This window comes from Ruegeria atlantica (genome assembly GCF_013032005.1).
Classification (GTDB): domain Bacteria; phylum Pseudomonadota; class Alphaproteobacteria; order Rhodobacterales; family Rhodobacteraceae; genus Ruegeria; species Ruegeria atlantica_A.
Genome location: NZ_WQBE01000009.1, coordinates 25,716 through 50,069, shown reverse-complemented (window position 1 = coordinate 50,069; position 24,354 = coordinate 25,716). Strand labels below are relative to the sequence as shown.

The window sequence follows — 24,354 nt, the reverse complement described above, 5'->3', positions numbered from 1 at the left end:
GGCTGTCCCCGATGGACGATCAGAACAAGAATCTCATCCTTGCAACCGTGCTCAGCTTTATCGTGATCCTTGTTTGGTTCGTGCTGTTTCCCCCGCCGGAGCAGACACTCACACCAGACGAGGTTGAGATTGCCACCGCCGAGGGTAATGAGGTTCAGACGCCCAGCGCCGCAGGTACTGTGGGTGAGGCGACGGCGGCCGCAGAAGAAACCCTGCCTGAAGAGCAAGCCCCACGGGTTGAAATCGACACCCCCCGGCTGAAAGGCAGTCTGTCGCTGTCGGGCGGACGGATCGATGAACTGTTCCTGAAGGACTACAAGGTCTCGATCGAAGAAGGGGCGCCAATTGTCGAATTGCTGTCTCCGGTTGGCTCGGACTCGGCCTATTATGCCCTCTATGGCTGGGCGCCGGGAACCGGTGTGGCGGGCGCGGATGTGCCCGGCCCGAACACGTTGTGGACGGTCGAAAGCGGCGAAACGCTGGACGTCGACGCTCCGGTCACACTGAAATGGGAAAACGACAAAGGTCTGACCTTCCGCCGCATGATCTCGGTGGACGAAAACTATATGTTTACGGTCACCCAGTCGGTCGAAAACAATACCCAGGCCGAGGTTGGCATGGCCCCCTATGGCATCCTGGCCCGCCACGGCATTGGCGAGGATGGCGATCTGCCCGGTCTGAAGAACTTTTTCATCCTGCATGAAGGCGTGATCGGCATGGCCGACGGCACGTTGGCCGAGATTGACTATGGCGATGTCCGCGATTTTGATATCGACCCGAACGAACGCGCGCAAGCCGAGGTCTATCAGGTCAAAGAAGACGGTTGGATCGGATTTACCGATCACTATTGGATGACCACACTGATCCCGGAACCGGGAACACCGTTCAAGGCCGCAGCAAAATACGACGAACGCCGCAAGATATACCAAACCGAAACAGTGCTGCCGACCCTGACGGTCGCCCCCGGCGCTACCGAAGAGGTCACCACACAGCTGTTCGCAGGTGCTAAGGAATGGGAAACCATCCGCGAATATCAGTCGGAAGGCGTACAGAAATTCATCGACAGCATCGACTGGGGTTGGTTCTTTTTCCTGACCAAACCGATCTTCTGGCTGCTGCACAATATCAACGCGTTGATCGGCAATATGGGGTGGTCGATCATCGGCCTGACCCTGATCATCAAGGCGATCCTGTTCCCGTTGGCGTATAAGTCCTACGTCTCGATGGCAAAGATGAAAGAGCTTCAGCCGCAGATGGAAGCCCTGAAAGAGGCAGCAGGCGATGATCGTCAGAAGATGCAGCAAGGCATGATGGAGCTGTACAAGAAGGAAAAGGTGAACCCCGCCGCAGGCTGTCTGCCGATCCTGATGCAAATCCCGATCTTCTTCTCGCTGTACAAAGTGATCTTCGTCACCATTGAACTGCGTCAAGCGCCGTGGTTTGGCCCGTTCCGGGATCTCAGCGCGCCGGACCCGACCTCGATCATGAACCTGTTTGGACTGCTGCCGTTTGCCGGTCCGCAGCCCGACACGATCATGGCGCTGATCTTTATTGGTATCCTGCCGCTGTTGCTGGGTATCTCGATGTGGCTGCAGCAAAAGCTGAACCCGGCGCCAACCGATCCGACGCAGGCGATGATCTTTGCCTGGATGCCGTGGGTCTTCATGTTCATGCTGGGCAGTTTTGCGAGTGGTCTGGTTGTCTACTGGATCGCGAACAACACGATCACGTTCACCCAGCAGTACCTGATCATGCGCAGCCAAGGCTTTAAGCCGGACGTGTTCGGCAACATTAAGTCCAGCTTCAAGCGTACGCCGAAAACGGATGATAAATGACAGCTAAAGTGACCCAGCTTTGGCGGCATCCGATCAAAAGCCATGGTCGCGAAGCCGTCGAAACCGTAAATGTGACCCCCGGGCAGACCATGCCCGGGGATCGCGTTTGGGCGGTTGCGCATGAGGCATCCAAAGCGGATAGTTCAAAATGGGTCCCTTGCGCCAACTTCAGTCGCGGCGCAAAAGCACCACAGTTGATGGCGATTTCAACGCAATCAAACGGCGACACACTGACGTTGTCCCACCCGGATCGCCCGGACCTGACCTTTGCCCCAGACAGTGAACAACAGGCGTTTCTGGATTGGGTCCGGCCCCTAATGCCCGCAAACCGCGCGGCCTCGGCACGGATCATTCGGGTTCCAGGGCGCGGGATGACCGACAGTGATTTCCCTTCGATTAGCCTGTGCAACCTGGCATCGCATCGTGCGGTCGGACAAAAGCTGGGCCAAGATTTGTCGGTGCGCCGCTGGCGAGGCAACATCTGGTTCGACGGCCTGCCCTTGTGGGAAGAATTCGACTGGCTGGGTCGTGAGGTTCAGATCGGCGAGGCCGTGCTTCGTGTACGCGAGCGTATCACCCGATGTTTGGCAACCACAGCCAACCCTGACACAGGTGTACGCGATACCGATACATTGGGCGCACTTGAAACCTGGGGTCACCAGGATTTCGGCGTCTATGCCGAAGTTCTTGAAGGCGGCGCAATCTCGGTTGGCGATAAGGTAGAATTGTTATGAGCCCCCTCCCCTTTCCTTTAGCCGAAAACCCCGATGAATTCGCGTTGGAGCGCGGACGCAAATTGTTTGCGGGCGAGTCTGAATTCGTCAAGGGCGTGGTCGCCATGGATGGCCTACCTGCGCCGGATCGGCTTGAGGTTTGCTTTGCCGGCCGTTCCAATGTGGGCAAATCCAGCCTGATCAACGCGCTAACGGGTACCAAGGGACTGGCGCGCGCTTCGAACACTCCGGGCCGCACGCAAGAGATCAACTTCTTCACTCAAGGCCCCAAACTATATCTGGTCGACCTGCCCGGTTATGGCTACGCCAATGCGCCGGTGAAGGTGGTGGAAAAGTGGCAGCGGTTGCTGAAACAGTACCTGAGCGGACGTCAGACCTTGCGCCGGGCCTTTGTCCTGATCGACGCGCGCCATGGGGTAAAGCAGGTGGATGCCGAGATCATGAAGCTGCTGGACACCAGCGCTGTGACTTTTCAATGCGTTCTGACCAAGGCAGACAAAGTCAAAGCCAAAGAACGCGAAAAGGTGCTGGAACAAGTACGCGGCGCATTGTCGAAACATCCTGCGGCCTTTCCTGAAATCGTGCTGACCTCGTCCGAAAAAGGCGATGGCATTCCGACCTTGCGCTCGATCATCGCGCATCTGGAATGACTCTGCCGCTTCGTCTCTTTGCCCTGTTGGCCACACTGGCGCTGTTGCTGACCGGTGTGATTCCGCAGGGCTGGATGCCCACAATGGGCAATGACGGCAAGGTGTTGCTGGTTCTCTGCACCGGCGAAGGCACGGTCGAGCAATGGGTCGATCTGAACCCGGACGATCCCATACACGACGACACTGACGAGCGCGCAATGTGCCCCTTCGCGGGGCTGACCGCAGATGTCACCCTGACCACCGTCGGGGACACCATGCCTTTCGAGGCAACGATCCAGCCGCGCTGGGTCCACCACGACTTTACCCATCGCAGCGCCGGGTACTATGCCCGTTATGACGCGCGGGCGCCTCCCGTCTTCTCCTGATTCACCTCAACATCTGAGAGCCTGCGCATACGCTGCGCGGGGCAATTTTCGAATCCGGAGAACACTATGGCATTTGATAGCCAAACCCTGGGGGACACCCCGGCGCAAAACACTGCTGCGCAAAAGTTCTACTTCGCCGCCTGGCGGTGGCATTTCTATGCGGGGATTTTCGTTATCCCCTTCCTGATCATTCTGGCCGTCACCGGGTTGATGATGATGCTCATCACCCAATATGACGGTCGCGATGGCGAAAAAATTGCGGTCGAAGTTCAGGGAACCGCCCTGCCAATATCGCAACAGGCCGAGGTCGCGCTAACCGAACTCCCCGGCACAGTCGTCGAATGGATTGGCCCGAAAGCCGCCGATTTGGCCACCGTGTTTCGTATCAAAACCGAGGCAGGCCAACGCCTTGTAGCCGTCGACCCCTATGCCGGAGAGGTCCTGCAAATCTGGGATCGTCGCGCGGGCTGGTACGATCTGGCGGACAATATTCACTCGACCCTGCTGATCGGGACAACCGGGGATCGCATCATTGAAATCGCCGCCGGTCTGAGCCTGCTGATGGTCTTCACCGGTCTTTACATGTGGTGGCCACGCGGCAACGCCATGGCTGCATTTGTCCCCAACCTGCGCACGCGAGGCCGTGCTTTGTGGAAATCCCTACATGCCGTGATCAGTTTCTGGATGTCCGGGCTGCTGGTTGTCTTTCTGATCTCGGGCCTCTCCTGGGCCGGTGTCTGGGGTGGAATGATCGTACAACCCTGGAGCAGCTTCCCCGCCGAGAAATGGGACAACGTGCCCCTCTCGGACGATATCCACGCCAGCATGAACCACGGGCACCAAAACGACGTTCCCTGGGCACTAGAGCAAACGCCGATGCCCGCCTCGGGTTCTGAGGCCGGGATTGATGGCGTACCGCAAGGCGCGCCGGTGGATATCGATGCCTTGGTGGCGTTGGGAGTGGCGCTGGACATGTCAGGACGCTTCCGCGTCGCGTATCCCAACGGCGAGGAGGGCGTCTGGACCCTGAACCGCGACAGCATGAGCAGCGACTCGACCGATCCGGCAAACGACCGCACCGTTCATGTGGATCAGTATACCGGCAAGATCTTGGCCGATGTGCGGTATCAGGATTATTCGCTGATGGGGAAGTCCATGGCTGTTGGCATTCCGTTTCACATGGGGCTGATGGGGACGTGGAACTTTATCCTGAACGTCGTGTTCTGCCTGTCGGTCATCTTTGCTTGCGTCTCGGGCGTGGTGATGTGGCTGAAACGGCGGCCACAGAGTGCGGGGCGACTGGCCGCGCCGCCAATGCCTGCGGAAATGCCGCTGTGGAAAGGGGCTGTTGTGATCGGTCTGCTCACCGCGATGGCCTTCCCGCTGGTGGGTCTGACATTGCTGGCGGTGCTAGTCTTTGACTTGCTGCTGATCAGCAATATCCCGGTGATGAAAAAAGCCCTGAGCTGACAAATCCGGGCCGCATCGCATCGGTGCGGCCCGATCGATCCCGATGTTTCCGCTGTCTGGGTTTGGCAGCGTCCGCGAATGTCCTATACGTGCTGTGCCCCATTCACCTCGATTTCCGCCCCCGAGATGTATGAGCTTTCCTGAGAACACAGGAAATAGATAGCTGCTGCGACTTCTTCGGGCTGCCCTAACCGTCCAAGTGGCAACTTTTCCACTATTTTATTGGTGCCGGGGCTGAGGATTCCGGTTTCAACCTCACCAGGTGCGATTGCGTTCACCCGCACGCCCATTGGGCCGAAGTCATGTGCCATTTCCCGCGTCAGCGCTGCCAGCGCCGCCTTGGATGTAGCGTAGGCCGCGCCTGCAAACGGATGTACGCGCGACCCTGCAATGGATGTGACGTTAACGACTGATCCACGGGCTGCGGCCAATTCCTCTTTCAAGCCGCGCGCCAGAACAACGGAAGCAAAGAAATTGACGTGGAACACCTGCCCCCAAGTCATGAGGTCGGTGTCCAGCGTATTCAATCGCTCTCCTTCTGGGCCCTTCGGCGACACCCCCGCGTTGTTGACGAGGGCGTGTAGTTTGCCTCCGACCATTTCTTGCAGGACACCAACTGAATTGATCGTTTCGGCAGGATCGCTCAGATCCAGCTGCAAATGATTTTCTTTTCCTTCCCACGGACAATCATCCGGCACAGGAGAGCGCGAGCACGTGATAACCCGCCAACCTTCGGCATGGAACCGACGAACCGTTGCGAACCCAATGCCCCGGCTAGCACCCGTCAGAATAAGAGTTTTTTGCTCCATTGGATGTGTCTCCTGTTTCAGGGCATGCAGGCACACTAACAGTGGCGACTGCACTCACAACAGCGATCTTGGCTTATGCCGCCAAAACGCCTAACACGTGAGGAAGAGGACCAAGATATGAAGACACGAGACATGAACCGGGACTGGATCGCCACCGCCGCCACTTTGAACAGCGCATTGCCGTATCTGCAACGCTATGACGGTGCAATCGTCGTCATCAAGCTGGGCGGCCACGCCATGGGCAGCGACGAAGCCATGGAAAGCTTTGCCCGCGACGTCGTTCTGATGCGTCAGGTCGGGGTCAACCCGGTGGTCGTGCATGGCGGCGGGCCGATGATCAACGCGATGCTGGATCAGCTGAACATCCAGTCGGAGTTCGTGAACGGCAAACGTGTGACCGACAAAGCCACCGTCGAAGTGGTCGAGATGGTGCTGTCCGGCCTGGTAAACAAACGCATCGTGCAGGCAATCAATGGTCAGGGCGGCAAGGCGGTGGGCCTGTCGGGCAAGGATGCCAACCTGATGATCTGCGATCAGGCCGATCCGTCACTTGGGTTTGTCGGCTCTCCGTCGCAGATGGATCCGGCGATTTTGCATAACCTGTTCGCGCATGATGTGATCCCCGTGATCGCGCCTCTGGGCGCAGGTAAGAACGGCGAGACCTTCAACATCAATGGCGACACTGCTGCCGGGGCCATTGCTTCGGCGCTCAAGGCGGACCGGCTGCTGCTGCTGACGGATGTTTCGGGCGTTAAGAACGCGGGCGGCGAGGTTGTGACCGAGCTGAAAGCCGGTCAGATCCGCGAAATGACCATGGACGGCACCATTGCGGGCGGGATGATCCCCAAGACCGAAACGGCTCTGGATGCCTTGCACAGCGGCGTACGGGCCGTGGTCATTCTGGATGGGCGTGCGCCCAATGCGGTGCTGTTGGAGCTGTTCACCGAACACGGCGCAGGCTCGCTAATCCGGCCCGACTAATTACCCAACGGAGGAGACATGACCGGACGTCCCCCGACCTCCTCGACAACCTTCTATGACCGCGTGGAACATGCGGTGCTGCAAGCGGGTCTGATCGTGATGGGCGCCCTGCACCCACACCGGGTCGACGCCAAACAATTGGATGGCGGCACGCTGATCCTGTTGGGCGCGGGAAAATCATTCTGGCCCACGCTGAAATCCGCACCCGAATGGCCAGGCGACCACCCGGTTGATCGGTGGTCAACGCGCGTGGTTGGGCAGTTGGCCCGCGATCTGGGGGCCGAGGCACATTTTCCCTTCGGCGGCCCGCCCTACGCACCCTTCATCGACTGGGCCCTGAAATCCGGGCGTACCTTCAGCAGCCCGGTGGGCGCGCTGGTGCATGATACGGTCGGTATGATGATCTCATACCGTGGGGCGCTGCATTTTACCGAAGAGTTTATTATCCCCGAGGTTCCCGGCTCCTCTCCTTGCATCAACTGCCCGGCCCCCTGTACCCAAACCTGCCCCGTCGGCGCGCTGAACAGTCAGAATTTCTATGATGTCGGGGCCTGTCACGCTCATCTGTCCACCGCGGCAGGGCAGACCTGCATGACAGGTGGGTGTCTGGCGCGGCTGTCCTGCCCCCTTAGCGAGGGTGCTGGGCGCGATGCTGAGCAATCCGCCCATCACATGAAGGCTTTTCACCCGTCATGAGCCGCACCCTGATCCTGACTCGCCACGCGAAATCCAGTTGGAATGACTTGAATCTTTCGGATCATGATCGCCCTTTGAACAAACGCGGACGCAAATCCGCCCCGGCGATAGCCGGTTGGCTGCGCGCAAACGGCTGGCTGCCAGATGAGGTGCTAAGTTCAACATCGACCCGCACCCGTGAAACCTGGGACCGTATGGGGCTGCAGGCGGACAAGGTCACGTTTCACCGTTCGCTTTATCACGCGGAGTCCGAAGACATTCTGACCGAATTGTCAGGGGCGACAGAACCCACAGTGCTGATGCTGGGGCACAACCCCGGGATCGACATCTTTGCCAGCCGCATTGTCCGGGAGGCACCGGACCACGCCCGGTTCCACGACTACCCGACCTGCGCCACCACCGTGATCCGGTTTGATATCGACGACTGGGCGCATGTCCGATGGCACAGCGGCACCGTGCAGGGGTTTGTCATTCCACGGGAGCTGCTGGAATGAAAAAAGGCGGGGCAAAACCCCGCCTTTTCGTCCGTTTCGCTGAGATCAGTGGCCCAGAATCTGGCTGAGGAACAGCTTGGTCCGTTCGCTTTGTGGGTTGTTGAAGAACTCTTCCGGTTCGTTCTGTTCCACAATCTGACCGGCATCCATAAAGATCACACGGTTGGCGACCTGACGGGCAAAGCCCATCTCGTGCGTCACGCACAGCATGGTCATGCCTTCCTCGGCCAGCTCGATCATGGTGTCGAGCACCTCTTTGATCATCTCAGGGTCCAGCGCCGATGTCGGTTCATCGAACAACATGATCCGCGGCATCATGCAGAGCGAGCGGGCAATCGCCACACGCTGCTGCTGACCGCCCGAAAGCTGACCGGGGTATTTGTCGGCCTGTTCAGGGATCTTCACCTTTTCCAGGAAATGCATCGCACGCTCTTCGGCCTCTTTCTTCGGCGTTTTGCGCACCCAGATCGGGGCCAGCGTGCAGTTTTCCAGAATGGTCAGATGCGGGAACAGGTTAAAGTGCTGGAACACCATACCAACCTCGGACCGGATCTTGTCGATGTTTTTAAGGTCATTCGACAGCTCGGTTCCGTCCACGACGATCCTGCCCTGCTGGTGTTCTTCCAGCGCGTTCAGGCAGCGGATCAGGGTGGACTTGCCCGACCCCGATGGCCCCGCGATCACGATCCGCTCGCCTTGATTGACGGTCAGATTGATGTCGCGCAGCACGTGGAAGGCCCCGTACCACTTGTTCATGTTGGTGATTTCGATGGCGACCTCGTCGCTCACCTGCATCTTCGAGCGGTCGATTTCGCGTTCAATTGCAAGTTCAGACATGTGTTGAACTCCTTAGCGGTGGCCAGTCTGAAGCTTGCGCTCCAGATACATGGAATAACGGGACATGGAGAAGCAGACGACGAAGAACAGCACGCCGATAAAGGCGAACAGCTCCCAGTAGACGCCGTTCCAGGCGGTATCGGCGCGGATGCCGTTGGTCAGGCCAATCACGTCGAAAAGACCGATGATCGAGACCAGCGTGGTATCCTTAAAAATGCCGATAAAGGTGCTCACGATGCCCGGGATCGAGATTTTCAGCGCTTGCGGCATGATGATCAGCCGTTGGGCCTGCCAGTAGTTAAGGCCCAGACTGTCGGCCCCTTCGTACTGACCACGCGGCAAGGCTGCCAGACCACCCCGGATCACCTCGGCCATATAGGCGGCCGAGAATAGGGTCATCATGATCATCACTCGCAGGATGATGTCAAAATTGGTTCCCGGCGGCAGGAACAGGTTCAACAGCAGCGAGGCCACGAACAGCAAGGTGATCAGCGGCACGCCGCGAATGAACTCGATAAAGCCTACGCACAGGTATTTGACGATCATCAGATCGGACTGCCGACCCAGCGCCAGAACGATGCCGATTGGCAGCGAGACACCAATGGCCACAACACCCAACAAGATTGCCAGCATAAAGCCACCAAAGTCGCGGCTTTCGACCGGTTCGATACCAATGGGGATCACTGAATCAATCGCAACAGCAACCGGACCAGAGGCAAACAACCACCAGAGTATCGGCAATACAATCGCCAGAATCAGCGCCGTCAAGGAACCTGCGGCGGGTAGCGCCAGCTTGTATACAAAGTACCCAATGGCGAACCCAGCAGCGACCATCAGCGGCCCCCAAATGCTTCCACCCCACATCAGCCAAGGCAGCAGAAACGGATAGGCCGCCGTAACGAACAGCAGCTTCCGCGGTGCTTTGGTGAACAGGACCGGTGCAATTGACACAAGCAACAGAATGAAGGTCAGATTCGGCCGGAAATAGGCCGGCCAGCCGCCCGATTCAGGTGGGTTAGACCACGTCGCGTCCGGATGCGCCGGATAAGGCGGATAGAACCCGTACAGCAATTGCAGCCACCGGTCCTTGATAACACCCCAGCAGGCATGGCCATGAGTATCACCCCATGTCGCCATCATGATCTCGCGACATTCCGACAGAGAATTGGCATTCCATACGGATTCGAACGTCCATGACAGGATGTTGGACAGCACATAGTAGATGAAGAACAGTGAGATGATGGTCAGGATGGCGTTGAGCCAGCTTGAGAACAGGTTATGCCTGATCCATCCCAGCACACCGACCTCGGATGCGGGTGGTGCCTGCTCCGGCAACATTTCCGTGCGGACAAATGAAACATCACTCATATTACCGCTCCACCAGTTTGACACGGTTGTTGTACCAGTTCATCACCGCCGAAATGCTCAGCGAGATGGACAGATAGACCAGCATCAGCAGCAGAACGCATTCCAGCTCGCGGCCGGTCTGGTTCATGGTGATGCCACCCAAAGTACCCGTGATGTCCATATATCCGACCGCGATCGCCAGCGACGAGTTCTTGGTCAGGTTCAGATAGTTCGAGATCATCGGCGGGATAATCACCCGCAACGCCTGCGGCAGGATCACCAGACGCATGGTCCGGCCAGGGCGCAGACCCAGTGCGGATGCGGCCTCGGTCTGACCCTTCGAAATTGCCAGAATACCGGCGCGAACGATCTCGGCGATGAAAGCCGCAGTGTAAAGCGACAGGGCCAGCCACAACGCGATCAACGAGTTCCGCAAATGGGTGCCACCGGTGAAGTTAAAGCCTTTCAACTCAGGGTAGCCTAAATGAAAGCCCAGCACCGTCAGCAGAATAATCGACGGAACGAACAGCAAGCCCAGCTGGATGTGCCAGATGGTCGGACGGTCACCCGTCTTTTCCTGCGTCGCATTGGCCCAGGCCGACACTTTGCGCATTGCGAAGATGCTGCCGCCAAGAACGATCAGGAAGGCGATGAGGTCCAGCGAAACATCGAACCGCAGGCTCGACGTGCCGAACAGGTGAATATCTCCCAACCCGCGCGAAAACAGGAATTCGGGGATATAGACCCCGCGATTGGTCACAGCGACTGTGCCGAACAGATCCATAGTGGCTTCTGGGTTTTCACCCCGGAAGGCGCGCGGTGCCGGCAGGCTTTCGATCAGAATGGCCATGGCGAACACGATCCAAAGCAGCACTGGCACGTTGCGGAACATTTCGACATAAACCGTCATGATCCGCGCGATCAGCCAGTTATTCGACAGGCGCAAAACACCGACCATAACGCCAATGATCGTTGCCGTGATACAGCCCAGAACTGCAACAACCAGCGTGTTTAGCAGGCCTATGAACGCCGCACGCAGATGGGTATCGCGCGAGTCGTATTCCAGCAGACGCTGGTTGATGTCATAGCTGGCCGGTTCGGCAAAAAAATCGAACCCGACTGTTCTGCCCAGTGTTTCGAGGTTCTGAATGGTGTTGTTGATAATCCAGGCTGCCAGAAGCATGAAACCGATCATCGCTATGACCTGAATGGTCGCAGATCGGTACCGCGTATCGTAAAGGAGCATGGACAGCCGGAAGTGCTCCTTCGGCGGGTCAGTGAGTGTCGTCATGACCTATGTTTTTCCCCGTGCATCCCGGTTTATGGCAGAGTTTGCTTCTGCTCAGATCGTTCCGGGCGTGTTTCTTATGGAAGGAAAAAGGGCGCAGGTTGCCCCGCGCCCTTTTCCGTGGTTTTTAGCGGAAGGGCGGTGCGTAAAGCAGACCGCCATCAGTCCACTGAGCGTTCAGGCCGCGTGCCAGACCGATCGGAGTTTCTTCACCGATGTTCTTGGCAAACACTTCGCCATAGTTGCCGCCGACTTTGATCGCGCGCTGTGCCCAGTTCGCGTCCAGACCCAGCATCTCACCCAGCGTACCTTCGGTACCCAACAGGCGGTTTACCTCTGGGTTGTCGGTGGCACCGCTGGACATCTCGTCGATGTTCGCCGAGGTTACACCCAGCTCTTCCGCCGCGATCAGTGCGTTGAGGGTCCAGCGGACCACATCGCCCCATTCGTGATCGCCATGACGGACCAGCGGGCCCAGCGGCTCTTTCGAGATGATTTCGGGCAGGATCACGTGATCACCAGCGTTTTCAAAGGTGGCACGAGTTGCCGCCAGGCCGGATGCGTCGGTGGTATAGACGTCACAGGCACCAGCCAGATACTGCTGCTGCGCTTCGGCGTTGGTTTCGATCGGAACCGGCTCGTAGCTCATGTTGTTGATGCGGAAGAAATCCGCCAGGTTGAGCTCGGTAGTGGTGCCGGTCTGGATGCAGACCGTCGCGCCGTCCAGTTCCTTGGCCGAGCTGACGCCCAGAGCCTTGGGAACCATGAAACCCTGACCATCATAATAGTTGATGCCGACGAATTCGAACTTCAGGTCGACGTCGCGGCTGAAGGTCCAAGTGGTGTTGCGGGCCAGCATGTCGATCTCGCCCGAAGCCAGCGCGGTAAAGCGTGTCTTACCGGTGGTCGGAATGAATTCTACAGCGGTCGGATCGTCCAGAACGGCGGCTGCAACGGCGCGGCACACGGCCACGTCAAAGCCCTGCCATTCGCCATTGGCGTCCGGGCTGGCAAAGCCGGGAACACCGGTCGCCACGCCACAGTTCAGTTTGCCGCGCGCCTTGACATCATCAGCAGTCCCCGCCGCAGCCGCACCAGCAGCCAGGCCGGCGATGGTTGCCACGCCCAAGATTACGGATTTTTTCATTTTTACCTCTTCCTGATTTCCCGTCCCTATCCAGAGACGGCTCTGTCCGGCACCTTTGGCACCAGAAAGGTTTCCCCAAAGGTGTCTCCCCTTTAGTGGGCACGAGTTTGGGCGTATTCATAAACAAACGTCAAGGCCCGGATCAGGGAAAACGATGAGTCAATTCAAAGATGACTTGTTCCACGTTGGAAAATCAGGCTGTAAGGGATCAAATCGAGAGGTCAAAAAATCTTTTTGCGTGCAAAAAGGCCGCCTTTTTGGTTTCCGCTACGTCAAATGCCTCATCGTCGTGGCCCCATTGCTCAATCTGCCAAATTTCATCCAGCCTGGACATTTGCCAGATTTCTTCAACATTGCGCCAGTTCAGAGCAGTCGCAAAACCAAGGACAAGCGAGCCTGACAAGCTGACAAGATCATGGAATGCGGCCAGTTGAAAATCGTTAAGCTGATGAACACGCAGCTTTAGGATGTTCAAAGCCGTTTCCGATTGCGGCTGATGCAGCACACCAGCCACGGGCAACAGCCGCGCAGATAGCACCTCGGCCGCCCAGTCCAGGGCCGGATCCCATTGCTCGGCCTGACGTTTTTGCAACTCTTGCGGGTGTGCCGCGCGGTAGCACAGCAAATCCGAATCCCCATAGTCGGCCAACATGTCCGCAACCTCGGCGTGTTGGTGGTGGACCTTGTCGATGGCAGCGTTGGCCGACCGTGTGAATGGCATGACTCGCGGGTCGATCTCTTTTTCCTGCGCATCCCATTCCGCAGCCACCTGTTCGGCCATGGCCTGTGTGGGCAGGACCAAGGCCGCCTTGGCTGGAGTTTTCACGCGGCGGCCGTCCAATTCGACGGTGAATCCCCCCTCGGCATCGACCACGGCACTTTCGGTCCAAAATCGCTTGGGTTTCCAATCGCTCATGTTGTCAGGTCCAGATATCGTCCAGCGCTTGCGGCAGCTGGTCAAAGGTTTCAATTACACAGGTCGCACCGTCCAGAGCGGACCGGTCGTGATAGCCCCAACTGACACCGATGCCCGCCACCCCGGCGGCGCGGGCCATGTCCATGTCGAATCTTGTGTCGCCGATCATGACCGTGTTGGCCGCGTCCACCCCGGTTTCACTGCGCGCGGTGTCGATCATCGAAGGGTGCGGTTTCGACGGGTGGTGATCCGCAACCTGCCGGGTCACGAAATACCGCTCCAGCCCATGCGCCTCGATCAGTGCGTCCAGCCCGCGCTGGGACTTACCGGTGGCCACGCCCAACAATACTTCCGGCATTGCGTGCAGCGCCCCAATGGCATCCCGCGCGCCAGGATAGAGAGGAGAGCTTGCAGCGCCCTTTTCAAGACGGTGCGCGTGATAGGCTTGTTTATACCCCTCGACCAGGCACTGCTGATCGCTGTCCGAATGTTCTGGCGCCAGTTGTGCCATCGCGTTGGGCAGGGACAGACCAACAATGGACAGAATTGCGTTGCGGTCAGGCACCGGCAGGGACAGCGCCCGAAAACTGGCGGTCATCGCCGCGACGATGCTGCCCTGGCTATCGACAAGGGTGCCATCCACATCGAACAGCACCAAACGCAGCGGTGCGCTCATTGCAGTTCCTCGAAGGGATCATCGGCGGCCAGATCCTCGGTCCAGCCAAAGGTGTCCCAGCTGTGTTTCATGTGATCCGGCAATGGCGCCGTAATGGTGATGGTCTTGCGCGTGGTGGGATGCTGGAACGAGGCCTGCCGTGCGTGCAGATGCAATTTCTTGCTGATGATACCGCCCAGTTGCGCGCCCCACCCGTCACCAAGGTTTTCCTGACCCGAGCCGCCGTATTTGCCATCGCCGATGATGGGATGCCCAATTGCGGCCATATGCGCGCGCAGCTGATGCGTGCGGCCCGTGATCGGCTCCATCGCCACCCATGCTGCGCGTCCCGCCACCCGGTAAAGCGTGGCATAGAGCGTGTGCGCCCGTTTCGCGCCCGGCGTGTCGTTGATTTCGTTCAGATGCACGGGGATCATCTTTTCACCCTCACCGTGCTTGCCGTGGCCCGCGGCTTTGACCAGCCCGGTCTTGATCTCACCCAGATAGGGCGTCGGCACCCCGGCGACCAGCGCCCAATAAATCTTGCGCGTGTCGCGGTGACGAAAGGCGGCGGTCAGCCCTTTAGCCGCCTCGCGCGTGCGCGCCATCAGCAACACGCCCGAGGTGTCCTTATCCAACCGATGCACAAGGCGGGGGTTTTCATCATATCCAAACCGCAGCGCCTCGGACAGGCTATCCACGTGGCGCGTCTGACCACTGCCGCCCTGAACCGGCAAGCCTTGGGGTTTGTTCAGCGCCAGAACATGATCATCGCGATAAATGACGCAGGACTGGATCATCTTGGCGTCGGCATCCGAAATACGATGTTTGACCTCGGCAGGTTTGTGATCGGCATCGGGCAAAGGCGGTACACGGACGACCTGACCGGCCTCAAGCCGGGTCGAGGCTTTCACCCGCCCGCCTTCAACCCGCAGCTCGCCCTTGCGGCACATCTTTTCGATGCGCCCCTGGCTGACATGGGGAAACAGGCGGCGCAGCCACCGGTCCAACCGCTGGTCGCCATCACCTTCTGCCACGGTGATCATCTGTACGCCGCTCATGCTGATATCCCCTGCGTCGCGCGACGTGTTCGCGCGCTAAGCCTGTCTGTACGTGTCCTAGAAAACATGCGCGTCTGTGGCCTGCTGCACCGCAAGAGTCAAGCCGACCTTACCCGTTGCGCTGGGCCCGCAGCTTGGCAAAATAATCCAGCCGCTTTTTCAACTCGCGTTCGAACCCACGTTCGACCGGCTGATACAGTTCAGGCCGGTCCATACCGTCAGGGAAATAGTTCTGACCTGAAAACCCATCCTCGGCATCGTGGTCATAGGCATAGCCCGCGCCATAGCCCTGATCCTTCATCAACGAGGTCGGCGCATTCAGGATATGCTTGGGAGGTGGTTCGCTGCCCGATTGCTTGGCCAGCCGCATCGCCGCCTTGTAACCGACGTAAGCGCCGTTCGATTTGGGGGCCAGGGCCAGGTAGACCAGCGCCTGTGCCAAGGCCAGTTCCCCCTCGGGGCTGCCCAGCCGTTCATAGGTCTGCCATGACTGCACGCAGATCGCCTGTGCCTGCGGGTCGGCCAGACCGATATCCTCAACCGCCATCCGGGTGATCCGCCGCGCCAAGTATCGCGGGTCTTCGCCCCCCGTCAGCATCCGCGCGAACCAATAAAGGGCAGCGTCCGGATCTGACCCGCGGACCGATTTGTGCAAGGCTGAGATCAGGTTGTAATGCTCATCCCCCGATTTGTCGTATTTTGCTGCACGCCGCATCAACCGGGTCGACAGCGCATCCGGGTCCAGCGGCGCATCGACCTTCCACACCGCGATCTGCTCGATCAGGTTCAACAGCGCACGCCCGTCACCATCGGCCATTTCCTGCAACGCCTCACGTGCAGGCCCGGTCAGCGGCAATGCGCGGTCCAGCTCTTTCTCGGCCCTTTGGGTCAACCGTTCCAGATCGGTCAGGCTGAGCCGTTCCAGCACCAGCACTTGCGCCCGGCTGAGCACAGCAGCATTTAGCTCAAAGGACGGGTTTTCGGTCGTGGCCCCAACCAGCAGGATCGTCCCATCCTCCATATGGGGCAGGAACCCGTCCTGCTGGGCTTTGTTGAAACGGTGGATCTCATCCACGAACAGCAGCGTGCCCTGCCCGTTCTGGCGGCGGATCTTGGCGGCTTCGAACACTTTCTTGAGGTCCGGCACGCCAGTGAAAATTGCGCTGATCTGAACGAAATGCAGATCGGTTTCCTGCGCCAGCAGCCGCGCGATGGTTGTTTTTCCCACCCCCGGCGGCCCCCAGAACACCAGACTGGATAAGCTGCCCGAGGCTAGCATGACCCCCAGCGGCGCATCTGGGCCCAGAACCTGTTCCTGCCCAATCACCTCAGCAAGTGTTTGCGGGCGCAACCGATCCGCCAGCGGCCGATGCGCAGGCGGTGCGGGCGCGGCGGCCCCGGTGTCGAACAGATCGCTCACGCGTTACAACCGGAACCGCAGGGAAACCGAACGGCCACCGCGCAGGATGTCAAAATTCAACCTGCGCCCCGGATCGGTCAGCGCATCGACTATGTCTTGCGGGTGGTCGATCTGCGCGCCGTTGATGCCATTAACCACATCACCCACACGCAGCCCAGACCGCCCTCCGTATCGGTCTGCGTCCACCACAACAACGCCGGTTTGCGACAGCACCAGCCCCAGCCGCGTGATGACCGCCGGATTAACGCGTGAGACCGTCAACCCAGGCATGACCGTCTGGTCATCCAGTGTGGTCTCGTCGGCTGGCGGGGTCTCGGGTGCCCGGACAAGGGCTACTTCCAGATCCGAGCTTTCCTCGCCGCGCAACCGGGTCAAAACCGATGTGCCGCCGACACCCGCCACCGACATGCGGAACTTCATCTCGGCCGGAGAGTTCACTTCATCCCCGTCTACGTGGGTTACCACGTCACCTACACGCAGACCTGCATCGGCAAGCGGGCTAAGGGGGTGCAGGTCAGAGATTACCACACCCAACGGGATCACCAGACCCAGCGACTCGGCGATATCGGCGCTCATATGCTGACCTGCCATTCCCGCCCAAGGGCTGACGAAATGGTCATTACCCTCCTGCGCTTGCCGCAGGAACTCGGCCACCAAATTGGCCGGGATCGCAAATCCAATGCCGTTCGATCCGCCCGAGCGGGTCAGAATGGCCGTATTTATCCCGATCAGATCCCCGTTCACGTCAATCAGCGCCCCACCCGAGTTTCCCGGATTGATTGCCGCATCCGTCTGGATGAAATAACCGCGCGCGTTGCCGGTCGCAGCCCCGGTCCGGGCCAGCCCTGAGATGATGCCCGACGACACGGTCTGTCCCACCCCGAACGGGTTGCCGATGGCCAGCGCCAGTTCCCCCACCGCGACTTGATCGGAATCGCGCAGTTCCAGGAACGGCAGATCGTCAGCCTCTTGCAGGCGCAAAATGGCGATATCGCTTTCCTTGTCACCCAGTACCACCTGGGCCGAATACTCCCGCCGATCCGTCGTCACCACGCGAATTTCCGTAGCAGTACCAACCACATGGTAGTTCGAAACGACGTAACCATCCTGCGAAAGGATTACGCCGGACCCCAGCGAGTTCTGAACGCGCGGGCGCGGCTCGGCCGAACCGCCGCCAAAGAAATCCCGAAAGAACGGGTCCGAGAAAAACGGGTTGGCCCGCCCCTGCCGCACGATCTTAGCATAGATGTTGACGACCGCCGGTGAGGCCTCTTTGACCACCGGGGCGAAACCCAACGATATCTCGGCTTGTGATTGCGGCACGCGGGTGTCCGCAGTGGCTACCGAGGCGCATGCGAAGGAAAGAGCGATAAGTGTCGCGCGGAACATATAGACCTCAACTTGCAGAGTTGCGTTGGATATGCGCCCGCGCGAAACGTAATGCAAGCTTCCGGTGACAGTCAGTTAAGAGGAGCGTTCAACCGCGTACCCTTGGTAATGATCCCGCCGCGATTGCCAACATCAATGGTTCCGTAGCGCTGCTTGAACACCTCAGGCAATTCGCGGTCTCCCTCGGGGGATAACCAAAGTCGGAACAGATGACGCCGCTCGTCCGGGTTCGGCCAGTCGGTGAACCCTGTCCGGTCATGCAGCTGAGAATGATTATAAACGAACTGCATGTCTCCGGGTTGCAGCCGCATGGTCAGGTACATTTCTGGATCATTTGCTAACGCATCAAACCTGTCCAAAGCCGCGACATGGTCGGGTGTCAGGCGCATGGCATCAGGAAACCTTTGCGCGCTATCGATATACTGGCGCTGGTAGAACACGGTGAGCTTGCCGTCGTGCCAGCAAAATGGAGGGATCGTCATGAATGGTTGCATGCCTTCCGGCACTTCGCCCCGGCGATCGGTCGCGATGGGGTCGAACAAACGCTGCAGCAGGTCGGGGCACTCGGCACGCATTCGATTATAGATGGTTTCGGCACTGACCAACAGTGAATCCCCACCCTCTTTGGCGTCACGCAAACATAGCAGCCCGACGATATCGGCGCTGTCCGTGTGAAAGGTCTGCCGCTCGTGGGTCTGGTAAATCCGCGTGTTCGGGTCATTGGCATCCGCGCCAATGTCACGGACATGCCCTAGAATGTGGCCCTGAGCGTTCTGTGAGCGTGCAGACCCCAGATGTGCCCCCGCCCCGCAGAAAATAGCCGCTGCCATCTCTTGCGTGTACGATTGCACCGGAAGGCCCCGGATTACCTCAAATCCGATCCCATTGATCAATTTGTCGCGCAGATGTTGCAGATGGCCGTCAAACCGTTGTAACGGAAAATCCGCTTTTGAAATTTCCCCGATGTCGCGCCCCAAGCTCAGATAGTGACGGGCAGCTTGTTCAAGATCGGCGATGTCCTCGGGCGAAAGGTCGACAATCCATTCATGCTCGCGAGCGCTCATCTGTTGTCCGGTCCAAGCGGAAGGTCCTGTGAATTCACTGGGGATCTCGGATATTTCCGTCATCATCTGTACTCCACACATATCTTTCAGGATAACGCGGGAAAGATGGTTTTACATTGCCGTAAATCGCCGGAAATGACGTTAGTTAGACGATAGACCTGTATTGTCCGCCTGCAAACAGGTGGCGCACGCATCATTCAACCGGCGACCAATCCTGACCGGGATCGTAGGACGTAAAATCCGCAGTTATTTCCAGTGTTTCGGGGCCAAAATCCGCCTCGAAAACAATTCCGTTTTCGCCCACAAGGAATGAATGGATACCGGTTTCACCATATTCGGCAGGAACTGCCAACAGGGCGTGCCCGGCGACAAACCTATCACCGACATAATAGGAATAAGCGCCACCCGGTGCATTTGGACCCTGCTCTTGCAGGATAGTATAGTAATACCCCAGGAAGGGCTCGGCATCGTAATCAACCTCGCCATCACTCCAACCCGAAGCGGCAGCGCGGGCCAGTGCTGCACCGACAAAGCTGTCTTCTTCGGGCCAGAACAACCCGTTTCTGACGCCTGGATCCGCAATAATCGTCTGAGCAAATTCCATAACGCCATCACCATTGTGATCGACCAGCCTGAACGCAGCCTGAAGATCGACGTAAGCCTCAAGCAGTTCGATCACGTCCAGTTCGTTCAAGCCAATCTCGCGGGCAGAGAGTTCCTCGACGCCGGCTTCGAGATCGAATTGCCAGCCGTCTGCGCCTCGGGAAATGGGGATCGGGAATGGCCAGCTGTCTTCACCCAACAAAAGAACGACGCCGTCCTCGTCGGGTTGAAATCGGTAACCCTCGGCGTACATGGCAAGTACTTCCTGCCGCCTTTCCTGATCCTCGACAGGATCGCCTGTCCCGATCAGGTCTTCCGCCTCGGGCCCAAAAATCTCCAGCAACTTGCCTTGGTCATCCGCCCTCAGGGCATCAACAAAGGCATCAAGGGCAGTTTGCGGCGTGTCGAACTGAGCCCCATCTGAAAGTGCCGCACTCGCAGTTGCGGTAAGAAAAATAATGGAAAACACCGAATTACGCATCTTACCGTCTCCGCTTGCCTTTGGCGGCATGGCCGCGATTGGACGCGCTGTGGGTTCTTTTCCCTGACGCCTTTTTCTTCATCGCCTGCCCCTTGGAGGCCTGTGGCTTGCGCTGAGCCGCTTTCTTGGCCTGAGGCTTCTTGGCAGCTTGGGGTCTTTTTTGGACAGGCTTTTTCGCAGTCTCCGGTCTTTGCTTGGTACGCTCAACGGCTTGCTGCTTGGCTGCGGCCTTATCTTGGTCGACATTGCCTCGGTTCACCTGTGGCAGGTCTTTTTTTCCACCGTCCCGGTTGGCAAGCGCACCGCCAGCGACGGCTCCTGCGCCCGCTCCGGCGGCAACCGCTGCTGCCCGCTCACGCGAAGCGCCATCCCGACTGATATCGGCAGCACCAGATTCGCGGCTTAGTTTCGCGCGCAACTCATCTGTGCGTCCTTCGGGACGGTTCACTGGCAGATCGCCACGGCCACTTTCGGGCCTTTTGTGGTTCGAGATTTTATCCTGTGCCTGTTTTTTGCGGTCAGGATCGGGTTGCCATCCGATATCCGTCCGGTCCCCAAGATCAATGTCCCTGTCGATATTGACGTTGCGGTCGACATCAATGTCGATATCGGGGTTCCTGATGATGGGTTGACCATTCCATCCGCCACAATTCCGACAGCCCCAATAGTCGTACCAATCATCATCGTCGTCAAAAATTTCGTCAATTAGTGCGACCGTTCCAAAGGTCAGTAACGCCGCACCAACCACATCCCCTGTCGATGGACCGGTATAAACTGTTTCGGGGTTGTATTGCGGCACATATACCGTCTCGGTGTTTGTGGGCGTGATGACTACCGTTTCGTCTTCGGCCACTTCAACTGTTTGTTCAGGGCCTGAAACTAGTGCGCCACTGTCGATCGCCTGGTCCCGCATCACCTGAACAGCGTCCATCACATCGTCGGACTGGGCCAGCATCGCGGTGCCCATGGTTTCGGTCCAGTCAATATGAGTGGCCATCTGCCCGACAACTTCGGGAAACGCCGTTGCAAGAACACTGACCGAAGGATCCCAGCCCATGGCATCGATTTCCGGCTCCAACTCAGCGGGGTCACGGTCGGCGTTGTCCAGCAAAAAACGCTCGGCCTTCACAATTTCCAACGGCTGGGTAGCGGCGACAAATATCTGGATAAGCAACGTGTCCGGATAAAGAGCGACCGGTGCAACCAATGTTTGCAGCTCGGCATCTGTCAACAGATCGGATTGATCAGTTGACGTTTCTTCGGCCGCGGGATCATTGGATGTTTCCTGAGCATAAAGCGCGGTTGATGCGCCAATACCGAGCACAAAAATCAGATACCTAAACATATTGCGATCCTTTAATTTCTTAAAGGATCACCCAAGATTGCGATTCTGGCAACAGGAGGACCAGTTGGCCGCCTGGTCCGCGGAACCAAAAAACCCCCGCGTCCGGAGACACGGGGGTTAGAATTCAGAAAGCAGGGCCTTCTTATTCTTCGTCTGCTGCCTCTTCGGCGGCAACGCGGGCTTTGTCGGCCGCGCCTTTGGCGTCGACGTCGCGATCTACGAATTCGATGATCGCCATCGGGGCCATGTCGCCATAGCGGAAGCCAGCTTTCAGAATGCGGACGTAACCGCCCTGACGCTCGGCATAGCGGGGGCCCAGAACTTCGAACAGCTTTGCGACGTATTGGTCTTCTTTCAGCTGCGATGCGGCCTGGCGGCGGGCGTGCAGGTCTCCGCGCTTGCCCAGGGTGATCAGTTTTTCAACGATCGGGCGCAGTTCTTTTGCCTTCGGCAGAGTCGTTTTGATCTGCTCATGCTCGATGAGCGAGCCAGCCATGTTCGCAAACAGCGCCTTACGGTGCTCATGTGTACGGTTTAGGCGGCGGTAACCACGTGCGTGACGCATTTTCTAGTTCCTTCTTTCGCGTTTTGCTTTGTCTGGCCGGCGATGCGTGTCACCGGCTCTCCTTGGGGCGGAAGTGCCCGTTTCGTCCCCGGCAGTCCCGGGCATTTGGGAAGACGCGCTTAGAACGCGTCTTCGAATTTCTTCGCCAGATCTTCGATGTTGTCGGGCGGCCAGTCCTCGACATCCATGCCGAGGTGCAGACCCATGCCGGACAGCACTTCTTTGATCTCGTTCAGCGACTTGCGGCCGAAGTTCGGGGTGCGCAGCATCTCGGCTTCGGTTTTCTGGATCAGGTCGCCGATGTAAACGATGTTGTCGTTCTTCAGGCAGTTTGCCGAACGGACCGACAGTTCCAGCTCGTCTACTTTCTTCAGCAGCAGCGGGTTGAACTCAAGACCATCGTCTTCGTCCTGACGGCCAGCCGATTCCGGCTCGTCGAAGTTGACGAAGATCGACAGCTGGTCCTGCAGGATACGAGCGGCAAAGGCCAGCGCGTCTTCCGGTGTGATCGAGCCATCTGTTTCGATCTTCAGGGTCAGCTTGTCATAGTCCAGAACCTGACCTTCACGGGTCGGCTGAACGTCATAGGCAACCTTTTTGACCGGCGAATAAATCGCATCGATCGGGATCAGGCCGATAGGCGCGTCTTCCGGCTTGTTCTTCTCAGCCGAGACATAGCCCTTGCCGGTGTTGACGGTCAGTTCCATGAACAGGTCGGCACCATCGTCCAGGTGGCAGATGACGTGATCGCGGTTCAGAACCTCAATGCCGGCGCTCTCGCTGATGTCGCCGGCGGTGACAACTGCGGGGCCTTTCGCATTGATCGACAGACGCTTGGGGCCTTCGACTTCCATGCGCAGGGCAACCTGCTTGAGGTTCAGGATGATGTCGGTGACGTCTTCACGAACGCCTGCGACCGAGGAGAACTCGTGCAGGACGTTGTCGATCTGGACGCTGGTGATGGCCGCGCCTTGCAGCGAGCTCATCAGAACGCGGCGTAGCGCGTTGCCCAAAGTCAGACCAAAGCCACGCTCCAGAGGCTCGGCAACCAAGGTCGCCTGACGTGCAGGATCGTTGCCCGGCTTGCCTTCCAGCTGGGTCGGCTTGATCAATTCAGCCCAATTCTTATGGATCATGTAATCCCTCCATTCCTGTCCGCGCCCCATGACCAACAAGGTGCAGACGCCCGAGGTTCAAAATGACGTGCTGGGGCCGTGCAAAAAACACAGCCCCAGCTCAATTCAAAATCGCTTAGACGCGACGACGCTTCGGCGGACGGCAGCCGTTGTGAGCGATCGGAGTCACGTCACGGATCGACGTGATGTTGAAGCCCACAGCAGCCAGCGCGCGCAGAGCCGATTCACGACCCGAACCGGGGCCCTGAACTTCGACTTCCAGCGTCTTGACGCCATGTTCCTGCGCCTTCTTGCCTGCGTCTTCTGCAGCCATCTGAGCGGCGTAGGGTGTCGATTTCCGCGATCCCTTGAAGCCCATGGTACCGGCAGACGACCACGAGATGGCGTTGCCCTGTACGTCCGAGATCAGGATCTTGGTGTTGTTGAAGGTCGAATTCACATGGGCGACGCCCGATGCGATGTTCTTACGCTCTTTGCGCTTAACGCGAGTCTTATCACGTGCCATCAGTCAGACCCTCCCTTATTTCTTCTTACCGGCGATGGCCTTTGCGGGGCCTTTGCGGGTACGAGCATTGGTGTGGGTACGCTGACCGCGAACCGGCAGGTTGCGGCGGTGACGCAGACCGCGATAGCAGCCCAGGTCCATCAAGCGTTTGACGTTCATCTGAACTTCACGACGCAGGTCACCTTCGACGGTGAAGTTGGCGTCGATGTGCTCGCGGATGGCCAGAACTTCGGCGTCGGACAGTTCGTTAACGCGACGGGTTGCGTCGATACCTACGGCTTCGCAGATCGCTTTGGCCGAGGTGTTTCCGATACCGGTGATATATGTGAGGGCGATAGGTACCCGCTTTGCAGTCGGGATGTTTACGCCGGCAATACGTGCCACGTGTCACTTTCCTTTTCGTTGCGGTTCCGTAACTCCAGAACCTTTTTTCACAACGCTTTACCGTGGCAGTGAGGCCAGAGGGTTCAGCATTATTCGAGGTGGTCGGGGCAATTGGGACGAATCCCGCATGCGGTCTTGATTCCCTTTAGGGATGGGGGTCGATATGGGCTTTTGGCA

The 24,354-nt window shown here is 58.4% G+C and carries 25 protein-coding genes; 8 read left to right on the top strand and 17 right to left on the bottom strand.

Annotated elements, in window-relative coordinates:
* The first annotated feature begins 11 nt into the window (after positions 1-11).
* From yidC to GOX21_RS15910, 5 genes are all read left to right on the top strand, one after another.
* Complete coding sequence (gene yidC / locus GOX21_RS15930) at positions 12-1,835, top strand: membrane protein insertase YidC (protein WP_170351650.1); 1,824 nt, start codon at positions 12-14, stop codon at positions 1,833-1,835.
* Positions 1,832-2,569: an MOSC domain-containing protein gene (locus tag GOX21_RS15925; protein WP_170378438.1), complete on the top strand. Its 738-nt coding sequence runs from the start codon at positions 1,832-1,834 to the stop codon at positions 2,567-2,569. Before yidC ends, GOX21_RS15925 begins: the two co-directional genes overlap by 4 nt.
* Positions 2,566-3,219: a ribosome biogenesis GTP-binding protein YihA/YsxC gene (gene yihA, locus GOX21_RS15920; RefSeq protein WP_170378437.1), complete on the top strand. Its 654-nt coding sequence runs from the start codon at positions 2,566-2,568 to the stop codon at positions 3,217-3,219. Before GOX21_RS15925 ends, yihA begins: the two co-directional genes overlap by 4 nt.
* Positions 3,216-3,584, top strand: a complete 369-nt coding sequence (locus tag GOX21_RS15915; protein WP_170378436.1) for a DUF2946 domain-containing protein — start codon at positions 3,216-3,218, stop codon at positions 3,582-3,584. Before yihA ends, GOX21_RS15915 begins: the two co-directional genes overlap by 4 nt.
* Positions 3,585-3,650: 66 nt before the next feature.
* On the top strand, positions 3,651-5,054 hold the full coding sequence (locus GOX21_RS15910) for a PepSY-associated TM helix domain-containing protein (RefSeq protein WP_170378435.1): 1,404 nt from the start codon (positions 3,651-3,653) through the stop codon (positions 5,052-5,054).
* Positions 5,055-5,137: 83 nt separating this feature from the next.
* Here the strand turns inward: GOX21_RS15910 and GOX21_RS15905 are convergent, their stop codons facing one another.
* Positions 5,138-5,863 carry an SDR family NAD(P)-dependent oxidoreductase gene (locus GOX21_RS15905; protein WP_170378434.1) on the bottom strand — a complete coding sequence of 242 codons (726 nt, stop codon included), beginning with the start codon at positions 5,861-5,863 and terminating at the stop codon, positions 5,138-5,140.
* A gap of 117 nt (positions 5,864-5,980) precedes the next feature.
* Between GOX21_RS15905 and argB the strand changes: the two genes are divergently transcribed.
* Genes argB through GOX21_RS15890 form a run of 3 tightly spaced genes read left to right on the top strand, consistent with a single transcriptional unit; the run spans position 5,981 to position 8,034 of the window.
* On the top strand, positions 5,981-6,844 hold the full coding sequence (gene argB / locus GOX21_RS15900; protein ID WP_170362244.1) for an acetylglutamate kinase: 864 nt from the start codon (positions 5,981-5,983) through the stop codon (positions 6,842-6,844).
* Between the two features lie 18 nt (positions 6,845-6,862).
* Complete coding sequence (locus GOX21_RS15895) at positions 6,863-7,540, top strand: ferredoxin (RefSeq protein WP_170378433.1); 678 nt, start codon at positions 6,863-6,865, stop codon at positions 7,538-7,540.
* Positions 7,537-8,034, top strand: coding sequence for a SixA phosphatase family protein (locus GOX21_RS15890; RefSeq protein WP_170378431.1), 498 nt, complete (start codon positions 7,537-7,539; stop codon positions 8,032-8,034). The genes GOX21_RS15895 and GOX21_RS15890 overlap by 4 nt, the downstream gene beginning before the upstream one ends.
* Before the next feature lie 45 nt (positions 8,035-8,079).
* On the opposite strand, the gene GOX21_RS15885 is transcribed toward GOX21_RS15890, so the two are convergent.
* The 16 genes from GOX21_RS15885 to rpsM all read right to left on the bottom strand — a co-directional run bounded on the left by GOX21_RS15885 (position 8,080) and on the right by rpsM (position 24,177).
* Positions 8,080-8,871 carry an amino acid ABC transporter ATP-binding protein gene (locus GOX21_RS15885; protein ID WP_058283489.1) on the bottom strand — a complete coding sequence of 264 codons (792 nt, stop codon included), beginning with the start codon at positions 8,869-8,871 and terminating at the stop codon, positions 8,080-8,082.
* A 12-nt stretch (positions 8,872-8,883) separates the two neighbouring features.
* Positions 8,884-10,239, bottom strand: coding sequence for an amino acid ABC transporter permease (locus GOX21_RS15880; RefSeq protein ID WP_170378428.1), 1,356 nt, complete (start codon positions 10,237-10,239; stop codon positions 8,884-8,886).
* Between the two features lies 1 nt (position 10,240).
* Entirely contained in the window at positions 10,241-11,509 is a 1,269-nt protein-coding gene (locus GOX21_RS15875; RefSeq protein WP_170378427.1) for an amino acid ABC transporter permease, read from the bottom strand.
* A gap of 124 nt (positions 11,510-11,633) precedes the next feature.
* Positions 11,634-12,653, bottom strand: a complete 1,020-nt coding sequence (locus tag GOX21_RS15870; protein ID WP_170351661.1) for an amino acid ABC transporter substrate-binding protein — start codon at positions 12,651-12,653, stop codon at positions 11,634-11,636.
* A 208-nt stretch (positions 12,654-12,861) separates the two neighbouring features.
* Complete coding sequence (locus tag GOX21_RS15865) at positions 12,862-13,569, bottom strand: ATP12 family chaperone protein (RefSeq protein ID WP_170378425.1); 708 nt, start codon at positions 13,567-13,569, stop codon at positions 12,862-12,864.
* Positions 13,570-13,573: 4 nt separating this feature from the next.
* A complete protein-coding gene (locus tag GOX21_RS15860; protein ID WP_170378423.1) occupies positions 13,574-14,245 on the bottom strand; it encodes an HAD-IA family hydrolase in 672 nt (223 codons plus the stop codon).
* Positions 14,242-15,285 carry an RluA family pseudouridine synthase gene (locus GOX21_RS15855; RefSeq protein ID WP_170362251.1) on the bottom strand — a complete coding sequence of 348 codons (1,044 nt, stop codon included), beginning with the start codon at positions 15,283-15,285 and terminating at the stop codon, positions 14,242-14,244. The genes GOX21_RS15860 and GOX21_RS15855 overlap by 4 nt, the downstream gene beginning before the upstream one ends.
* A gap of 109 nt (positions 15,286-15,394) precedes the next feature.
* A complete protein-coding gene (locus tag GOX21_RS15850) occupies positions 15,395-16,705 on the bottom strand; it encodes a replication-associated recombination protein A (protein WP_170378421.1) in 1,311 nt (436 codons plus the stop codon).
* A gap of 3 nt (positions 16,706-16,708) precedes the next feature.
* Positions 16,709-18,094 carry a trypsin-like peptidase domain-containing protein gene (locus GOX21_RS15845; RefSeq protein WP_170362253.1) on the bottom strand — a complete coding sequence of 462 codons (1,386 nt, stop codon included), beginning with the start codon at positions 18,092-18,094 and terminating at the stop codon, positions 16,709-16,711.
* Positions 18,095-18,165: 71 nt separating this feature from the next.
* On the bottom strand, positions 18,166-19,158 hold the full coding sequence (locus GOX21_RS15840) for a TauD/TfdA family dioxygenase (RefSeq protein WP_254428573.1): 993 nt from the start codon (positions 19,156-19,158) through the stop codon (positions 18,166-18,168).
* Positions 19,159-19,351: 193 nt separating this feature from the next.
* Positions 19,352-20,242, bottom strand: a complete 891-nt coding sequence (locus GOX21_RS15835) for a DUF2950 family protein (protein WP_170378419.1) — start codon at positions 20,240-20,242, stop codon at positions 19,352-19,354.
* Position 20,243: 1 nt separating this feature from the next.
* Entirely contained in the window at positions 20,244-21,587 is a 1,344-nt protein-coding gene (locus GOX21_RS15830; RefSeq protein WP_170378417.1) for a DUF3300 domain-containing protein, read from the bottom strand.
* A 142-nt stretch (positions 21,588-21,729) separates the two neighbouring features.
* Complete coding sequence (rplQ, locus tag GOX21_RS15825) at positions 21,730-22,152, bottom strand: 50S ribosomal protein L17 (RefSeq protein ID WP_170351669.1); 423 nt, start codon at positions 22,150-22,152, stop codon at positions 21,730-21,732.
* Between the two features lie 119 nt (positions 22,153-22,271).
* Complete coding sequence (locus tag GOX21_RS15820) at positions 22,272-23,288, bottom strand: DNA-directed RNA polymerase subunit alpha (protein ID WP_058276312.1); 1,017 nt, start codon at positions 23,286-23,288, stop codon at positions 22,272-22,274.
* A gap of 115 nt (positions 23,289-23,403) precedes the next feature.
* Entirely contained in the window at positions 23,404-23,793 is a 390-nt protein-coding gene (gene rpsK / locus GOX21_RS15815) for a 30S ribosomal protein S11 (protein ID WP_008757289.1), read from the bottom strand.
* 15 nt (positions 23,794-23,808) lie between these two features.
* Complete coding sequence (gene rpsM / locus GOX21_RS15810; protein ID WP_058272383.1) at positions 23,809-24,177, bottom strand: 30S ribosomal protein S13; 369 nt, start codon at positions 24,175-24,177, stop codon at positions 23,809-23,811.
* Positions 24,178-24,354 lie beyond the last annotated feature (177 nt).

What these genes read in the sequence shown, in the direction of transcription:
- rpsK (WP_008757289.1), bottom strand. Translation starts at nt 23,793, where the DNA reads ATGGCACGTGATAAGACTCGCGTTAAGCGCAAAGAGCGTAAGAACATC.
- GOX21_RS15925 (WP_170378438.1), top strand. Translation starts at nt 1,832, where the DNA reads ATGACAGCTAAAGTGACCCAGCTTTGGCGGCATCCGATCAAAAGCCAT.
- GOX21_RS15865 (WP_170378425.1), bottom strand. Translation starts at nt 13,569, where the DNA reads ATGAGCGATTGGAAACCCAAGCGATTTTGGACCGAAAGTGCCGTGGTC.
- GOX21_RS15860 (WP_170378423.1), bottom strand. Translation starts at nt 14,245, where the DNA reads ATGAGCGCACCGCTGCGTTTGGTGCTGTTCGATGTGGATGGCACCCTT.
- GOX21_RS15820 (WP_058276312.1), bottom strand. Translation starts at nt 23,288, where the DNA reads ATGATCCATAAGAATTGGGCTGAATTGATCAAGCCGACCCAGCTGGAA.
- GOX21_RS15885 (WP_058283489.1), bottom strand. Translation starts at nt 8,871, where the DNA reads ATGTCTGAACTTGCAATTGAACGCGAAATCGACCGCTCGAAGATGCAG.
- GOX21_RS15890 (WP_170378431.1), top strand. Translation starts at nt 7,537, where the DNA reads ATGAGCCGCACCCTGATCCTGACTCGCCACGCGAAATCCAGTTGGAAT.
- GOX21_RS15835 (WP_170378419.1), bottom strand. Translation starts at nt 20,242, where the DNA reads ATGCGTAATTCGGTGTTTTCCATTATTTTTCTTACCGCAACTGCGAGT.
- GOX21_RS15875 (WP_170378427.1), bottom strand. Translation starts at nt 11,509, where the DNA reads ATGACGACACTCACTGACCCGCCGAAGGAGCACTTCCGGCTGTCCATG.
- GOX21_RS15845 (WP_170362253.1), bottom strand. Translation starts at nt 18,094, where the DNA reads ATGTTCCGCGCGACACTTATCGCTCTTTCCTTCGCATGCGCCTCGGTA.
- GOX21_RS15905 (WP_170378434.1), bottom strand. Translation starts at nt 5,863, where the DNA reads ATGGAGCAAAAAACTCTTATTCTGACGGGTGCTAGCCGGGGCATTGGG.
- GOX21_RS15855 (WP_170362251.1), bottom strand. Translation starts at nt 15,285, where the DNA reads ATGAGCGGCGTACAGATGATCACCGTGGCAGAAGGTGATGGCGACCAG.
- yidC (WP_170351650.1), top strand. Translation starts at nt 12, where the DNA reads ATGGACGATCAGAACAAGAATCTCATCCTTGCAACCGTGCTCAGCTTT.
- GOX21_RS15830 (WP_170378417.1), bottom strand. Translation starts at nt 21,587, where the DNA reads ATGTTTAGGTATCTGATTTTTGTGCTCGGTATTGGCGCATCAACCGCG.
- GOX21_RS15915 (WP_170378436.1), top strand. Translation starts at nt 3,216, where the DNA reads ATGACTCTGCCGCTTCGTCTCTTTGCCCTGTTGGCCACACTGGCGCTG.
- GOX21_RS15895 (WP_170378433.1), top strand. Translation starts at nt 6,863, where the DNA reads ATGACCGGACGTCCCCCGACCTCCTCGACAACCTTCTATGACCGCGTG.
- GOX21_RS15840 (WP_254428573.1), bottom strand. Translation starts at nt 19,158, where the DNA reads ATGAGCGCTCGCGAGCATGAATGGATTGTCGACCTTTCGCCCGAGGAC.
- GOX21_RS15870 (WP_170351661.1), bottom strand. Translation starts at nt 12,653, where the DNA reads ATGAAAAAATCCGTAATCTTGGGCGTGGCAACCATCGCCGGCCTGGCT.
- GOX21_RS15880 (WP_170378428.1), bottom strand. Translation starts at nt 10,239, where the DNA reads ATGAGTGATGTTTCATTTGTCCGCACGGAAATGTTGCCGGAGCAGGCA.
- argB (WP_170362244.1), top strand. Translation starts at nt 5,981, where the DNA reads ATGAAGACACGAGACATGAACCGGGACTGGATCGCCACCGCCGCCACT.
- yihA (WP_170378437.1), top strand. Translation starts at nt 2,566, where the DNA reads ATGAGCCCCCTCCCCTTTCCTTTAGCCGAAAACCCCGATGAATTCGCG.
- rplQ (WP_170351669.1), bottom strand. Translation starts at nt 22,152, where the DNA reads ATGCGTCACGCACGTGGTTACCGCCGCCTAAACCGTACACATGAGCAC.
- GOX21_RS15910 (WP_170378435.1), top strand. Translation starts at nt 3,651, where the DNA reads ATGGCATTTGATAGCCAAACCCTGGGGGACACCCCGGCGCAAAACACT.